The organism is Alicyclobacillus vulcanalis (assembly GCF_900156755.1).
Taxonomy (GTDB): domain Bacteria; phylum Bacillota; class Bacilli; order Alicyclobacillales; family Alicyclobacillaceae; genus Alicyclobacillus; species Alicyclobacillus vulcanalis.
Map to the genome: position 1 here is coordinate 76,241 of NZ_FTOO01000011.1, position 15,629 is coordinate 91,869.

Here is a 15,629-nt window from a genome sequence, read left to right on the forward strand (position 1 = left end):
GTGGGCTGCCGTGCTCGCAGGCGGTGCGTCGCGGCGGATGGGGGAGCGAGGCAACAAATTGGTTCTTCCCCGGGACGAAAGCGGCCTGCCCATCGCCGCGCATGTCGTGCGGGTCGCGGCGCAGGTGAGCCCGCGCGTCGCCGTGCTGTACGCGGATGCGCCCGTCCGCAGCGCGCTTTTGCCATGGGTGCCAGAGGAAATCGCCTGGGTCAGGGATGTGGCATGCTACGAAGGGCCGCTCGCCGCGCTCGGCCGTTTCGTGGCATCGCGAGAGGAGCGCGTCGCGCCCCTCCTCGTGTTGGCCGGAGATCTGCCTGGGATTTCGGCGGCTCATGCCGCGGCGCTCATCTCGGCGTATGGCGAAAGCGGCGCCGATGTCGCGGCCGCCGTGCGAGAGGGCCAGCTTCAGCCTCTCGCGGCGGTCTATGGGGAACGCGCGGTAGAGGCCATGGCCCACGCGAGCGCGCGCGGCGAGCGCCGCCTGCAGAAGGCCATCGCGGGGCTCAACGTGTGTACGGTCGAATGGGAAGACGCCTGGGCCGTCCGGCCCGTGCATCGGCCGGAGGACTACGAGGCCTGGTTGAAGAGGGAGGGAGACGCGTGATCCGGCGAGAAGTGCCTGTGGAAGACGCGATCGGTCTGGCGCTCGCACATGACATGACGAGAATCGTGCCCGGCGAATTCAAGGGGCGCCAATTCAAGCGCGGCCACGTGGTGCGCGAGGAAGATATTCCTGTGCTGCTCGACATGGGAAAGCGGCACCTGTACATTCTCGAGCTCGAGCCGGGCGAGCTGCACGAGGACGACGCCGCCGTCCGCATGGCGCGCGCCATTGCGGGTGAAGGCGTGGAGCTGTCCGAGGTGTCGGAGGGAAAGGTCATCCTTCGCGCGAGCCGAGACGGCATGTTGTGGGTGGATGCGCGCCGCGTGACCGCCATGAACACCATCGACGAGATCTCGATCGCGACGAAGCGGCCGTTTCAGCACGTGACGCGAGGGACAAGCCTTGCCGCCGTCCGCCCGATCCCGCTCGTCATCGCAGAGGACAAGATTCGCGCCGTCGAGGTCATCGCCGCGCAGGCGCAGAAGCGCGCCGTGATCGACGTGCTGCCCTACCAGCCGCAGAAGGTCCAGATTGTGACCACGGGGAGCGAAATTTTGCACGGGCGCGTGGAGGACAAGTTCGGCCCCGTGCTGCGTGCCAAGCTCGCGCGCTACGGCATCCAGGACGTGCACCAGGTGTTTGTCGGGGACGATCGCGACGCGATTTCGGACGCGATCGCCGAAGCGTGCGAGCGCGGGGCGACGCTCGTGCTCGTCACGGGCGGCATGTCGGTGGACCCGGACGATCGCTCGCCGGGGGCCATTCGCGACGCGGCAACGGAAGTGGTGACCTACGGCACGCCGATGTTGCCGGGTTCCATGCTGATGCTCGCCTACCGGAACGACACGGCCATCTTCGGGCTGCCCGGCGCCGTAATCTACGACCCGATCACGTCGTTTGATCGCCTGTTACCGCGGGTCCTCACGGGGCTTCGAGTTCGGAAGCGCGACATCGCGGTCTTGGGCGTGGGTGGGTGGCTCAATGCGTGACGGGGAGGGGCCTGTCCTCATCGGCATCGCGGGCTTTTCGAACGCCGGCAAGACGCTTTTCGCCGAGGCGCTCGTCCGGGAAGCGGCCGAGCGAGGCTTGCGCGTGGCCTACCTGAAACACGACGGTCACGCGGACGAGGCGCCCGATGACTGGGAGAAACCCGACGCCGACACCGCCCGCGCGGCGCGCGCGGGAGCCACGGTGACGATGGTGGCCAGCCGCCAGGGGTTTCTCTTGCGATCCCGGCAAGCCGGGGACTTCCCGCAGTGGCTCGCGGCCATCCGCGCCGTGGCCGACGTCGACGTCGTTGTCGCGGAAGGCGGGAAGCGCGCGGCGCACGCGAAAATCGCGGTGGTTCGAGGCGCGGCCGACTTTCACCGCCTCCTCGAGGCGGGCGCCCGCGGCATCGCAGCCGTGGTGTCGCACGATGACGGGCCCGGCCGATTCCCTGTGCCTGCTTTTCGACCGGAGCAAGCCGCGGACGTGTTGACGTGGTGGCTCGACGCCTGGCGCGTCGGAACGCTCGCGTCGGGCCACCGCGTGGACGGAGCGAAAGGCTAGCAAGCGCCGCTGAAAAGGTGCCCGACAACCTTTAAAGCGTCCGATTCGGTTCAGGACGGATTCTCTCGGAAACAAAAGGCCTCACTGAGAGGGAAAGCAGAAGACCAAGGTGTCGAAGCCTGGCATCGGCCAAACATCGCGGGAATCAGTTACATTGAAGTGTGTGTTTTGCCAATGGATCCTGTACATCTACTCGTAATCTTCTTCCATTGAGATGACATGGCTCACGCCAACTTGACCCGTATCGCAGAGCCTGTGAACGGTGTGTAAATTCCTACCGCACGAGCGGCTGAGCATGCGGTGCCTGAGGGTTGCGGAAGCGTAGGTCGAGGCGCTCAACACAGGTATAAGTCAGTTCCCCGAAATCTAACGATGGCGCATTGCGGTTTCGTAATGTAGAGCACAGGCGTCTGAGTATGGACAGAGGTGGTGTGTGTCGCTGCGTCATGGCGATGTCACACTTGAGTCGCCTGCGCTTCGCCCAAGGTCAACGACCTCTCGCAGCGCGACTGCAAGATCTTCGCTTCGAGATGGGAGCGACAACCGCCGACAAGCACCCTTCGGTAAGAAGCGATTCGGTCCTTTCGGTTAGATTTTAGACGAGTGATTGTGTACCCTTGCGTGTGAAAACGTTTCCTGATATACTTCCGGCAGACAATGTGGAAACGTTACCTCAAATCCAGATTACAAACGGTGATGGTTTTGGTAACGATTCGTGATGTGGCTCGCAAAGCGGGAGTCTCTGTTTCCACGGTTTCCCGAGTGATTAACCAAAATGGCTATGTAGGCGAAGATACCGAGCGTAAGGTTCTTGATGCAATGAAAGAATTACATTACCAACCCAATCGAATTGCGCGCGGGCTGGTCAGTCGCCGAACTTCAACGATTGGCTTGCTTATCCCGGATGTTGCCAACCCGTTCTTTTCGGAAATGGCACGAGGTGTCGAAGACGCCGCTATTGCCAAGGGGTATTCAGTTCTTCTCTGCAACTCAGATTGGAATCCTGAACGTGAGCAGATGTACATTGAGCTCCTTAAGGGAAGATGGGTCGATGGGATTGTCGTCGTAGGCAGTCGCAGTCAAGCGAGTGCGATCGAAGCTTCTGTTGGTGATACACCTCTGGTGATAGTTGATCGCCGCTCTTCTGAATTCAAGTGGTCAGTATGGACGGACAATTGCCAGGGGGCCGTGCTGGCTGTTGAGCATCTGCTGGCCATGGGATGTACAAATATTGTACATATTGCGGGACCTAACGATTCGCCGTCGGCTCAAGAAAGACGAAAGGGATACGAACAGGCCATGTCACGGGCTGGGCTCGCCGGCAAGGTGTACGAAGGAGATTTTCGCTTCGCCTCGGGATTTCACATTGCGACGATGATACTTGAAGGTTCCGAGAGACCCGATGGGATTTTCGCCGCCAATGATTTAATGGCAATAGGGGCTTTACAAGCTGCGGCGAAGCTAGGGATTGAGGTCCCTCGCGATGTCGCGGTCGTAGGATATGACAATATTCCCACCGCGGGATATGTTAGCCCTTCGTTGACGACGATTGAGCAACCCTCATACGAAATGGGCGCGTCGGCGTTCGAGTTGCTTTTTGAGCAACTTACCGATGACTCCGTTCAGGGTGTTCGCAAGGCCAAGTTCGAACCAAGACTTGTTGTCCGGCATTCTAGTGTAAAGAAGCGTTCGTCGGAGTAACAACTGAAATCCTCAGTATAAGCTGTGTGGAAACGTTACCATAGGGAGTACGTGAATATGAAGCGGTATGGGATTATGCATGGGAGATTATCGCAAATCATTGCCCAACTGGGGCATGGAGAACTCGTTGCAGTCGCGGACTGTGGATTACCTATTCCACCTGGAGTTGAGATCGTGGATCTTGCGTTAAAACCGGGTACGCCGTCATTCCTTGAAGTCTGCGATACCATTCTTACGGAGCTCGTAGTAGAGGACTTTGTTGTCGCAAATGAACTTGCGAGTCGAGCCCCTGAAGTGGTGAATCACTTGCGAGAGCGAGTAGGAACGTTGGGTCAATTTGTTTCTCACTCTGACTTTAAGCAAGCTTTGCCCAATGTGCGCTCTGTCGTGAGAACAGGTGAATGGACTCCCTACAAAAACGTGATCTTTGTCGCAGGGGTTGCATTTTCATAACCCGATAGGAGAGATGTCTGTGTCTTATCTGGAGATGAGAGAAATCGAAAAATCTTTTTCGGGAGTACAGGTTCTGCGCAAGGTGAGTTTATCCGTGAAAGGTGGTGAGGTGCATGCACTTTTGGGCGAAAACGGAGCTGGAAAATCGACTTTGATGAAAACGCTCGCAGGAGTGTATCAACCCGACAGCGGGCAAATTCTCATTGACGGTGTTCCACAAAGGTTTCGAGGGGTTTTGGATTCGAGACGTGCGGGTATCACGATTATTCATCAGGAACTCAATTTGTTTCCGAACCTATCCATTGAGGAAAATCTTCTCATCGGCTATGAAGACGAGTTTCGGAACGCCGTCGGGTGGGTCCGATATTCTCGGTTGAGGGATCGAGTTCGCGAATTGCTCGATAGGGTGGGACTCGACCGAGACCCCGGTACGCCTGTGTCGATGCTGGGAATTGGAGAGCGGCAGTTGGTAGAAATTGCTCGAGCCTTACAGCAAGATGTTCGCTTTCTCATCATGGACGAACCTACCGCTGCGCTGACGGACAAAGAGACGCGCAGGCTGTTTGAAATCATTGAGGATTTGAAACGGCATGAAGTCGGAGTGATTTATATCTCCCACCGGCTTGAGGAGTTGTTTGCCATCGCTGATAGGGTAACCGTGTTGCGAGATGGCATGAGCGTCGGGACGTTCTCCATGCGAGAGGTGAGTGAGGACGTACTTGTCGAACGGATGGTCGGACGAAGTGTGGAAAATCGTTATCCTAAGGTCGAAACTCAACCTGGAGACGTGATTCTGGAGCTAAATGAAGTAAAAACGCGCTCGCTGCCACATCCTGTATCTATCACTGTACGAAGCGGCGAAATTGTCGGTTTGGGAGGGATGATGGGAGCAGGCCGGACAGAGCTAGCACGGGCCATTACGGGAGTGGATCGATTACTGTCCGGGAAGATGCTTTTATTTGGACGCGAGGTAAGATTTCATGGTCCTCGAGACGCCATAGCACAGGGAATAGCATTTGTCACTGAGGATCGAAAAGATGACGGCCTTTTACTTCCTTTTTCTGTTCGATTCAATCTTGCTCTACCTAGCCTTATCTCTAGGCAACGGTTTGGATTTGTGCTTAGCAAGCAGGAGCGTGAGTTTGCTGAGCACTGGGTGAAGCGTCTTGCAATTCGTGTTCATTCTACGGAACAACCTGTGGTGAACCTGAGTGGAGGCAATCAGCAGAAAGTGGTTTTTGCAAAATGGTTGGCCCTTGATCCAAAGCTCTTGGTCCTTGACGAACCAACGCGCGGAGTGGACGTAGGGGCCAAGCAAGAGATTTATCAGTTGATGAACGAGATGAAGGCTCGTGGTAAGGGGGTGTTGGTGGTTTCGTCTGATCTTCCAGAACTGTTAGGTATATGCGATAGGGTCTACGTCCTTCGTGATCGCGCCGTTGTGGGCGAACTATCAGGTGAACAGATGAAACAGGAAGTCTTCATGACTCTCGTGGCTGGAAGGCAGGGTGCGCATGCATGAATTGGTTCCGACGGTATCGCTTCGGTCCGCTCCTTGGGTTGATTTTGCTCATTATTATCCTGGCCGTCGCATCTCGGCAATTTTTCACGGTGAGCAATCTACTGGACATTGCGCTGCAAACGTCCGTGAATGCGCTGTTAGCCATCGGGATGACCTTCGTCATTCTCACAGCTGGAATAGACCTATCCGTGGGGGCCACGCTAGCGTTGACGTCGGCTATCGCCGCACAGTGGATGGTGGGCGGCACCAACCCATGGTTGGCGGGTATTGCTGCATTATGCATTGGAGCCATTGCCGGAGCTTTCAACGGCGTTCTTGTGGCCTACGCACGTCTTGCACCCTTTATCGTCACGCTTGGAACGATGACATTGTTTCGTGGTTTAACAGAAATTTATACGAACGGGCAACCCATCTTTAACTTGCCCAACTCATTTAATGGGCTTGGCAATGGGGCGATTCTTGGGGTGCCCGTCCCAGTTTGGATCACCGTAGTTGTGTTCTTTATCGCGTGGACGATTCTCTCGCGGACAGTGGCGGGAAGAAGGATTTACGCCATCGGAGGAAACGAAAAGGTGGCGTACCTGGCCGGTGTTCGCTCGAAGCGGTATCTCGTTGCCGTTTATGTGGTTAGTGGCATCTTGGCTGCCTTGGCTGGACTCATTCTTACTTCTCGTCTTGCAACCGCAGAACCGACGGCAGGGGATGGCTACGAGCTAGATGCGATCACGGCCGTCGTACTCGGAGGGACTAGCCTTTTCGGCGGTGAGGGGACCCTTGTCGGGACCATTATCGGCGCGCTGATTCTCGGCGTAATCGATAACGGACTCAATTTGCTCAATGTAAGTTCTTTCTACCAGGATGCCGTCAAGGGCATCGTAATTTTGATTGCCATCATGTTGGACCGCAAGAGGTCCGAGGGGAGATAAGGTGCATCTGCACCATCTCATATATACTTTCGCACATTTGAAGGGGGTTTTAAGGATGAAACGTTGGACATCGTTGTTGGCAGTAAGCGTCGTAGCGGCAGGAGTGCTTGCTGGGTGCGGCACAAATGCGTCGCAAAGTTCGCAGAACACAAGTCCCTCGAACACTGAGTCCGCGAGCACAAAAGCAATTAAACTGGGATTTGCGGTGTCCACCCTCAACAACCCGTTCTTCGTCGCGATGTCGAATGGTGTTCAGGAAGAAGCCAAAAAATTAGGTGTGCAGGTAACCGTGCTGAACGGCAACAACGATCCTGCGACGCAGTTGAATCAGGTAGAGGATCTCATCCAGCAACACGTCAACGCAATCATTTTAAATCCCACGGACAGCCAGAGCTTATCGACGGCCGTGGAACAAGCGAATCGAGCGCACATCCCTGTCATTACGCTGGACCGCAGTGTAACAAAGGGCAATGTGGCATGTTTCATTGCGTCAAACAGTGTGGAAGCGGGCATGATGGCAGCTGATGAATTGATTAAGGCGCTGGGAGGCAAGGGTCAGGTCGTCGAGTTACAAGGTGTAATTGGAACCTCGGCTGAAGCTGATCGCGAAAAGGGGTTTGACGCGGAGATTCGAAAGGCACCAGGTATTCGTGTTGTGGCACGACAAACTGCAAGCTTCGATCGCAGCCAGGCGTTGAATGTGATGCAGAATATCCTACAGGCACATCCGAATATCCAAGGCGTATTTGCCCAAAACGACGAGATGGCGCTTGGGGCGTTAAAAGCCATTCAGGAAGCCGGGAAGCATAACATCAAAATTGTTGGAATTGATGGTGAGAAGGAGGCCGTGAACGATGTCCACAAGGGGCTCATGTATGCCGACATTGCTCAACAGCCGGTTCAAGAAGGCATCTTAGGAGTGGAATACGCTGTGAAGCTCGCCGAAGGTGAGAAGGTTCCAAAGCAAGTGGACTCGCCACTACATTTGGTTGAAAAAAATACTCCTTTCACAGGATTTTAAAGTCGAGGTGACATAAGTGGACATCACGGTAGTGGGTAGTCTCAACATGGACATCGTGGCCGTGGTGGACCACATGCCAAGAGCGGGAGAGACCGTCAAGACCGCGTCTGCTCAGTTTTACACCGGCGGCAAGGGCGCTAATCAAGCTGTTGCCGCCGCGCGGCATGGAGGGCGCGTACAAATGGTTGGCGCGGTAGGCGGGGACGTATTTGGGGAATCTATTCGCATGGAGCTTGTTAAGTCTGGGGTCGGCGTCGAAGGCGTCTTCACTAAGGATGCGCCATCGGGTGTGGCATTAATTACCGTGGACCGGGATGGTCAAAACAGAATTGTCGTGTGTGAAGGTGCAAATGCGTTGTTGGTACCTCAGGATGTAGAACGTGCGTGTGGGTCGGGTTCGGTGTCTCCCGGTTCCGCAATGCTACTTCAGAATGAGATTCCCCGCAATACGGTGGTTCACGCGATTTGCCTCGCACAACGTTTGGGCTGCCGTGTCATTTGGAACGTGGCACCTGTTGAGCCAATCCCGAATGGTTTGCTTACGGATAAGGATGTCATCGTCGTAAATGAGAAAGAGGCGAGCGCCCTCGTGGGTTACGAAGTAAGCGACGAGGGGTTGGCCCGAAATGCTGCAGAGCAGTTACTTGCTATGGGGCCAGGACTTGTTATTGTTACGTTGGGCAATCATGGCAGCTTGGCGGTGTCGCATGAGTTTGGCCTCATGCGGATCCCGGCGTTCACGGTACCGGTGGTAGACACAACGGCCGCCGGAGACACGTATATCGGTGTGTTTGCTGCGGAATGGGATGGTGTGGGTTCGCCGGAGACTGCCCTTCGCAAGGCCGCTGCTGCTGCGGCGCTATGCGTGTCACAAAGAGGTGCTCAAAACAGTATTCCTACGAGGGAAGAGACAGAAACGTTCTTAGGCCAGAGAGCATGAAGTAAAGAGACTACCCTTTTGGGGTGGTCTCTCTAATTTTTAGGAACAAGAAGGTAAATCCAAGTTTTTACATTGAAATGTCGAGTTAAACCCTTATGATGTGGGAATGCCGCCTATCTAAAGCTGTGAAGCCCAAGGGCGACGGCGGTCCATTTACGCCGAGAGACATTGTTGTCGACGGACCTTCCTAGGTTTCGATAATGCACAAGTGACCCTTTGCAGGATGAACCTCGGGCCGACAATACCACGAAGCTGCAAAAAAAGTTGAATTCCCTGTTGCACTCTCGCAGCGAACCGATTATCATAGTCCATGGTGTTAGCACTCACCGAGCGAGAGTGCTAACAAAGGCTCGGAACAACACTTCGCAAGGAGGTCGTTCGCAATGTTGAAGCCGCTCGCTGATCGCGTCGTGATTCGTCCGGTGGAGCGTGAGGAAAAGACCGCGAGTGGGATTTTCCTGCCGGACAACGCGAAGGAAAAACCGCAGGAGGGCGAAGTGATCGCCGTCGGCCCGGGCAAGCTCGACGAGAAGGGTAACCGCGTGGCCATGGAGGTCAAGGTGGGCGATCGGGTCATTTACTCCAAGTACGCGGGCACCGAAGTCAAGGTGAACAACGAAGAGCTCCTGATCCTGCGCGAGAGCGACATCTTGGCGATTGTCGAGAAGTAAGCCATTCAGGCCTTGCCACGCTGCATGATCGGAACATTCCACAGTCGTCAGGGAGGTATGCGACATGGCAAAAGAGATTCGCTTTGGTGAAGAAGCTCGCCGTGCGATGATGCGCGGAGTCGACGCGCTTGCGGATGCGGTGAAGGTGACGCTCGGACCGAAGGGCCGCAACGTCGTGCTGGAAAAGAAGTTTGGTTCTCCGCTCATCACGAACGACGGCGTGACCATCGCGAAGGAGATTGAGCTCGAGGACGCGTACGAGAACATGGGTGCGCAGCTCGTGAAGGAGGTCGCGACGAAGACCAACGACGTCGCAGGTGACGGTACCACGACGGCGACGGTGTTGGCTCAGGCGATGATCCGCGAGGGCCTCAAGAACGTCGCGGCTGGTGCAAACCCGATGGTGCTGCGCCGCGGTATTGAGAAGGCTGTGACGGCCGCTGTCGAAGAGCTGAAGAAGATCGCGAAGCCGGTGCAAGGCCGCAAGAACATCGCGGAGGTCGCCGCCATCTCGGCCGGATCGAACGAGATTGGTGAGCTCATCGCGGACGCGATGGAGAAAGTCGGGAACGACGGCGTCATCACCGTCGAGGAGTCGAAGGGCTTCACCACGGAGCTCGAGGTCGTCGAAGGTATGCAGTTTGACCGCGGCTACATCTCGCCGTACATGGTGACGGATGCGGACAAGATGGAGGCCGTGCTCGACGAGCCGCTGATCCTCATCACCGACAAGAAGGTCTCGAGCATTCAGGAGATCCTGCCTGTCCTGGAGCGCGTGGTGCAGTCTGGCCGCTCGTTGCTCCTCATCGCTGAGGACGTGGAGGGCGAGGCGCTCGCGACGCTCGTGGTCAACAAGATCCGCGGTACGTTCAACGCTGTGGCTGTGAAGGCGCCTGGCTTTGGCGATCGCCGGAAGGCCATGTTGCAGGACATCGCCATCCTCACGGGTGGTCAGGTCATCAGCGAGGAGCTCGGGCTTGAGCTGCGCAACACCACGCTGGATCAGCTCGGCCGCGCTCGCCAGGTGCGCGTGAGCAAGGAGAACACCATCATCGTGGACGGTGCTGGCGACAAGTCGGCTATCCAGGCTCGCATCAACCAGATCAAGGCGCAGATCGAAGAGACGACCTCCGACTTCGACCGCGAGAAGCTGCAAGAGCGCCTCGCGAAGCTGGCTGGCGGCGTCGCAGTCATCAAGGTGGGTGCGGCGACCGAGACCGAGCTCAAGGAGAAGAAGCTGCGCATCGAAGACGCGCTCAACTCGACGCGCGCGGCTGTCGAGGAAGGCATCGTGCCGGGCGGTGGCGTCGCGCTGGTGAACGTCATCAAGGCGCTCGACAACGTGCAGACGGAAGGCGACGAGTTGACGGGCGTGAACCTGGTGCGCAAGGCGCTTGAGGCTCCGGTTCGCCAGATTGCGGAGAACGCAGGCGTCGAAGGCTCCATCATCGTGGAGCGCCTGAAGGCTGAGCAGCAGGGCATCGGTTACAACGCGGCGACCGGCGAGTGGGTGAACATGTTCGAGGCCGGCATTGTCGACCCGGCGAAGGTGACCCGCTCCGCGTTGCAGAACGCGGCCAGCGTCGCTGCGACCTTCCTCACGACCGAGGCTGCGGTGGCCGACAAGCCGGAAAAGGAAAAGGCTCCGGCTCCCGGCGCGGGCATGGGCGACATGATGTGAGTCTTGGAACGGAAGAGGCATTCGAAGGGGCGACCCTTCGGATGCCTTTTTTACGTTTCAGCTTCCCAAGAATCAGGGTTTTCCCCGATGGTCACACTCCCCCGCCCCGAGTAGGCTTGTGGATGAAAGGGCTTTCATTCGCGAGGGGGGATCTGCCGTGCGTTATCCCATCGTCATTGTGGGCGGGGGTACAGCCGGAATTTCGACGGCTGCGAGGCTGCTGCGCGAACACCCAAAGTGGAAAGGGCAAGTGGCCATCATCGAACCTGCGGAGAAACACTACTACCAACCTCTCTGGACGCTGGTGGGAGCCGGAGCAGCTCCGCGCGAGGTGACCGTGCGCGACGAGTCCACGCTGATTCCACAAGGCGCCGTGTGGGTGCGCGACAAAGCTGTTGCTTTCCATCCAGAGCGCAGCGAAGTGGAACTCGCTTCGGGTGCAGTCGTCGGCTACGACGCGCTGGTCGTCGCCATGGGCATTCAGATGGATTGGCACAAGATCAAAGGGCTCGAGGGCCATATCGGCCAAAACGGCATCTGTAGCAACTACACGTATGACTACGTGCAAACGACGTGGCACGCGCTCAAAAACTTCCGCGGCGGAAATGCCGTGTTCACCATGCCGGAGACGCCCATCAAGTGCGGCGGCGCCCCGCAGAAAATTGCCTATCTCGCCGACGACTATCTGAGAAAAAAAGGCGTGCGCAGCAAAGCGCAGATCCACTATGTCACGGGGACGGCCAGCATCTTTAGCGTTAAGAAATACGCCGATGCGCTCATGAAGGTGGTGGAGCGCAAGGGCATTCAGCCCCACTTCAAACACCGGCTCGTCGAGGTCAAGCCCGACGATCGCATCGCCGTGTTTGAGAACCTGGACACGCGTCAGACGATGGAGCTCGAGTTCGAACTGCTGCACGTGGTGCCGCCGATGAGCGCTCCTGATGTCATCAAGACGAGCCCGTTGGCCAACGATGCTGGGTGGGTCGACGTCGACAAATTCACGCTGCAGCACGTCCGCTTTCCCAATGTGTTCAGTCTCGGCGATTGCTCCAGCCTTCCCACCTCCAAAACCGGGGCGGCGATTCGCAAGCAGGTACCGGTTCTCGTGCACAATCTGACGGCTTATCTCCATGACAAGCCGGTCGAGGCAGAATACCACGGCTACACGTCTTGTCCGCTCGTCACCGGCTACGGCCGCCTGATCCTCGCCGAATTTGATTACAGTCAAGAGCCCGACGAAACTTTTCCTTTCGATCAAGGCCAGGAGCGCTTCAGCATGTACGTGCTCAAGAAAGCGTTCCTCCCGGTTTTGTACTGGGACGGCATGCTCAAGGGCCTGATGTAGGCGCAGGGGGTGAAATCCATGGTGACCCGCGACACAACCGACGCGGCACGATTCGGTGGTTCGGAACATATGCTCGGCGATCCCGACTTCCAGGCGAAATTCGTGCGCGTGATCGAGCGCCTGGCGGAGTGGGATGAGGCCCTCGGGGACTTGCCATCGGCCATCGCTTTTGGCCGCGAACTGATGCAGGACCAAGAGTCTCTGCGCTATCTCATAGAATCAGCGTCGGAAGAGATTCCGCTCCACGTGCATCGCGACACCCTCGTGGCCCTCGCTCAGGTGTTGAACGCCCTGCCGAGCCTCGTGGAGCTGATGAAGCCTCTCCTTCCGTTGGTTGAGTTTGCGAAGGAGGTCCTCGAGGATCGAGCTTCCGTCGACTACCTGTTCCAGAGCCTTGGGGCAGAGCTGCAGCCCGTCAAGCGCGTGGTGGACGAGGTGCGCGCGACGGCGCGCGAGGCGCGTGAGGTGGCGGCGCAAGACCGTTCGCCCGTGACCGTCTGGTCGCTCATCCGCCTCTTGAAGGAACCCATGGTTCAGAAGGGCCTGCGTTACGCGAAGGCCTTTGTGCAGGTGGCTCAAGCGCGCGCAGACGCGCCGTCGCTCGACAACCTGTGACGACGTGCAGGAGGCTTGGCACCACAGCGAGAACCACAGAGAGCAAAGACGAGAGGATGGGTGACATGTATCTTCGCCGCTTTTACGATGAGGGGTTGGCGCACGCATCGTACTTGGTTGGCTGCCAGGAAACGGGCGAGGCCTGTGTGATCGATCCCGGCCGGGACATCGAACCGTATCTATGGCAGGCCAAACGGGAAGGACTCCGCATCGTCGCCGCGCTCGAGACCCACATTCACGCCGACTTCGTCTCTGGGGCGCGGGAGATGGCAGCACGCGTGGGGGCCACGCTCTGCGTGTCCGACGAGGGGCCGCCGGAGTGGAAATCCGACTACGTCAAGGACTACCCGCATCAACGGCTGAAGGATGGCGACGAGCTTCGCTTCGGGCACGTGCGCATGGTCGTTCTGCACACGCCTGGGCACACGCCGGAACACGTCTCGTACCTGTTGTACGACGGCAAGGCGTCGCCCCATGTGCCCATGGCGCTCTTTTCCGGGGACTTCGTCTTCGTCGGCGATGTTGGGCGGCCCGACTTGCTCGAACGCGTCGCAGGGGCACGCGGCAGCTCCGAGGCGCTCGCGCGCCAGATGTTCCATTCTCTGCGCAGGTTTGCGGCTCTGCCCGATCACGTCCAGGTCTTGCCGGCGCACGGCGCGGGCAGTGCGTGCGGCAAGGCCCTGGGGGCGGTGCCGTCGTCCACGGTCGGCTATGAGAAGCTCGTCAATTGGGCCCTTCAGCATCACGACGAAGACGCGTTCGTTCAGGCGCTCCTCGCGGGGCAACCCGAGGCGCCTACCTACTTTGCCCGCATGAAGCAGGTCAACAAGGTGGGGCCCCGCCTGCTCGCACAGCTTTCCGATCCCGAGCCGGTCGAACTCACCCATGCGCGAGTGCGCGCCTGGCGTGCAAGCGGTCTGGTGCTCGATGTCCGCCCTGCGGACGCCTTTGCAAAGCGGCACTTGGCAGGTAGTCTCAACATTCCGTGGAACAAGTCGTTTGTCACGTGGGCGGGCTGGCTCGTGCCTGTGGACACCCCCATCCACCTCCTGGCGGGCGAAGCGACGGTACCCGAGGTGCTCCGCGCGCTTCGCTCCATCGGGATCGACGACGTCGTGGATTGGGCGCCGCCCACAGCGTTGGAGCAACTGGCGGAAGAGGAGATCTCGTCGTACGCTCACGTTTCGCCTGAGGAGGTCCGCCCATGGATCGACGGCGACGTCTGGCTGCTCGACGTTCGCAACGACGACGAATGGGCGTTGGGCCATCTGCCCCATGCGCGCCACGTCCCGCTTGCGAAGCTTTCCGCCTCGATCTCTGACGTGCCGCGCGATCGTCCGGTCTGCGTCTACTGCCGGACGGGGGGCCGATCCGCCATCGCGGCGAGCATCCTCCGCGCGCACGGCATCGCGGACGTGCGGAACATGCTCGGCGGCTACGAGGCGTGGCGCCGCCATGGCTTTCCGATTGAGCCGTGATGGCTTGCGGTCGATCTCGGCCACGACGTCGGGCAGCGAAGCGGGACGATAAAGCTGGGCAACACCGCGCGGCGATGGAGGTCATCTGATGGCGGGGTACAGCGCAGAGCGACTTTCGCACCTGTTCAACGCACTGAACGACGGGATCATCGTCATGGACCAGGATCGCATCATCGTCTTCATCAATCCATCGGCGACGCGCATGACTGGATGGGAGCTTGGCGATTGGATCCCGTACTGCAGGTTTTGCGAGATGCGCGAAGTGGCCGCTGGGGAAGAGCGGTGTTTTCTCGCGGGGCAAACGGATGTCTCGTACTTTGAATCCGAACTTCCGACCAAGGATGGCGCGTATGTGTCGGTCGGCATGAGCCGCACGTTTCTCGAGCCGGCCCGCGATGCGGAAAGCCGCGACATGGTCATCGTCATTCGCGATGTCACCCGCGAGCGCCAGGCCAAGGAACTCGAGCTGCGCGCCCGTCTCAATCGCATGACGCTCGAGGTGCAGGAACAGGAACGTAAGCGCATCTCCCAGGAGCTTCACGATGGCGTCAGTCAGTCGCTGTACGCCATCGATCTCGGCATGGAGCATCTCAAGCGCCATGCGCCTCCCCGCTTCCGGCGCGCGCTCGACGACCTGCGAGCACAGGTGAAGCGGTGTTCCCGCGAGGTCCGCGCGCTATCGCACACGCTGTACCCGTCGCTGTTGTTCGATCTCGGCCTGAGCGCCGCCATTCGCATGCTGAGCGAGGAGATGTCGACCGATCGCTGCCGGATCGAAGTCGACATGAACAAAGAATGGCCGGGTGGCGATCTCGGCGGGGTGGCCATTCACGTGTACCGCATCGTGCAGGAGGCTGTGCACAACGCCATGTCGCACGGCCGCGCGCGCCACATTCGGATTCGCATGACGTGCCTAGAGGTGTGCGAGGTCGAGATCGTGGACGATGGGTGCGGATTCCATACGGATGAAATCAAGTGGTTGCCAGGCTACGGCTTGAAAAACATGCGCGAACGCGCGTCGGCGCTTGGTGGCAGGCTCGAGATTGAGAGCGAGCCCGGGCAGGGCACGCGCGTCCGCGTCGTCTTTCCGAATCCACTCGGTTAAGCAAGGAGGCAGTCGT

At 58.5% G+C, this 15,629-nt stretch carries 15 protein-coding genes; all 15 read left to right on the top strand.

Annotation, left to right across the window (positions count from 1 at the left end; translation table 11 throughout):
- Positions 1 to 10: 10 nt before the first annotated feature.
- Positions 11 to 604: a molybdenum cofactor guanylyltransferase gene (gene mobA, locus BW934_RS12275; RefSeq protein ID WP_234969782.1), complete on the top strand. Its 594-nt coding sequence runs from the start codon at positions 11 to 13 to the stop codon at positions 602 to 604.
- Positions 601 to 1,593 carry a molybdopterin-binding protein gene (locus tag BW934_RS12280; protein ID WP_076348512.1) on the top strand — a complete coding sequence of 331 codons (993 nt, stop codon included), beginning with the start codon at positions 601 to 603 and terminating at the stop codon, positions 1,591 to 1,593. Before mobA ends, BW934_RS12280 begins: the two co-directional genes overlap by 4 nt.
- Entirely contained in the window at positions 1,586 to 2,155 is a 570-nt protein-coding gene (locus BW934_RS12285; protein ID WP_076348514.1) for a molybdopterin-guanine dinucleotide biosynthesis protein B, read from the top strand. Before BW934_RS12280 ends, BW934_RS12285 begins: the two co-directional genes overlap by 8 nt.
- A gap of 696 nt (positions 2,156 to 2,851) precedes the next feature.
- Positions 2,852 to 3,856 (top strand): LacI family DNA-binding transcriptional regulator, encoded by a 1,005-nt coding sequence (locus BW934_RS12290; RefSeq protein ID WP_234969789.1) that lies wholly within the window; start codon positions 2,852 to 2,854, stop codon positions 3,854 to 3,856.
- 57 nt (positions 3,857 to 3,913) lie between these two features.
- Entirely contained in the window at positions 3,914 to 4,309 is a 396-nt protein-coding gene (gene rbsD / locus BW934_RS12295; RefSeq protein WP_076348516.1) for a D-ribose pyranase, read from the top strand.
- Between the two features lie 13 nt (positions 4,310 to 4,322).
- Positions 4,323 to 5,831, top strand: coding sequence for a sugar ABC transporter ATP-binding protein (locus tag BW934_RS12300; RefSeq protein ID WP_076348518.1), 1,509 nt, complete (start codon positions 4,323 to 4,325; stop codon positions 5,829 to 5,831).
- Positions 5,828 to 6,757 (top strand): ABC transporter permease, encoded by a 930-nt coding sequence (locus BW934_RS12305; RefSeq protein ID WP_076348520.1) that lies wholly within the window; start codon positions 5,828 to 5,830, stop codon positions 6,755 to 6,757. Before BW934_RS12300 ends, BW934_RS12305 begins: the two co-directional genes overlap by 4 nt.
- Positions 6,758 to 6,812: 55 nt before the next feature.
- Positions 6,813 to 7,778 (top strand): D-ribose ABC transporter substrate-binding protein, encoded by a 966-nt coding sequence (locus tag BW934_RS12310; protein WP_076348592.1) that lies wholly within the window; start codon positions 6,813 to 6,815, stop codon positions 7,776 to 7,778.
- 16 nt (positions 7,779 to 7,794) lie between these two features.
- Positions 7,795 to 8,718 (top strand): ribokinase, encoded by a 924-nt coding sequence (locus BW934_RS12315; RefSeq protein ID WP_076348522.1) that lies wholly within the window; start codon positions 7,795 to 7,797, stop codon positions 8,716 to 8,718.
- Positions 8,719 to 9,101: 383 nt separating this feature from the next.
- Positions 9,102 to 9,389 carry a co-chaperone GroES gene (gene groES, locus BW934_RS12320; RefSeq protein WP_067850549.1) on the top strand — a complete coding sequence of 96 codons (288 nt, stop codon included), beginning with the start codon at positions 9,102 to 9,104 and terminating at the stop codon, positions 9,387 to 9,389.
- A gap of 64 nt (positions 9,390 to 9,453) precedes the next feature.
- Complete coding sequence (gene groL, locus BW934_RS12325) at positions 9,454 to 11,070, top strand: chaperonin GroEL (RefSeq protein ID WP_076348524.1); 1,617 nt, start codon at positions 9,454 to 9,456, stop codon at positions 11,068 to 11,070.
- A gap of 157 nt (positions 11,071 to 11,227) precedes the next feature.
- Positions 11,228 to 12,415, top strand: coding sequence for an NAD(P)/FAD-dependent oxidoreductase (locus BW934_RS12330; RefSeq protein ID WP_076348526.1), 1,188 nt, complete (start codon positions 11,228 to 11,230; stop codon positions 12,413 to 12,415).
- Positions 12,416 to 12,433: 18 nt separating this feature from the next.
- A complete protein-coding gene (locus BW934_RS12335) occupies positions 12,434 to 13,030 on the top strand; it encodes a helical membrane plugin domain-containing protein (RefSeq protein ID WP_076348528.1) in 597 nt (198 codons plus the stop codon).
- A gap of 65 nt (positions 13,031 to 13,095) precedes the next feature.
- The gene (locus tag BW934_RS12340) at positions 13,096 to 14,508 is read left to right on the top strand and encodes an MBL fold metallo-hydrolase (protein WP_076348530.1); all 1,413 of its coding nucleotides are present in this window, start codon (positions 13,096 to 13,098) and stop codon (positions 14,506 to 14,508) included.
- 88 nt (positions 14,509 to 14,596) lie between these two features.
- Positions 14,597 to 15,613: a PAS domain-containing sensor histidine kinase gene (locus BW934_RS12345; protein WP_076348532.1), complete on the top strand. Its 1,017-nt coding sequence runs from the start codon at positions 14,597 to 14,599 to the stop codon at positions 15,611 to 15,613.
- The last annotated feature ends 16 nt before the right edge of the window (positions 15,614 to 15,629 follow it).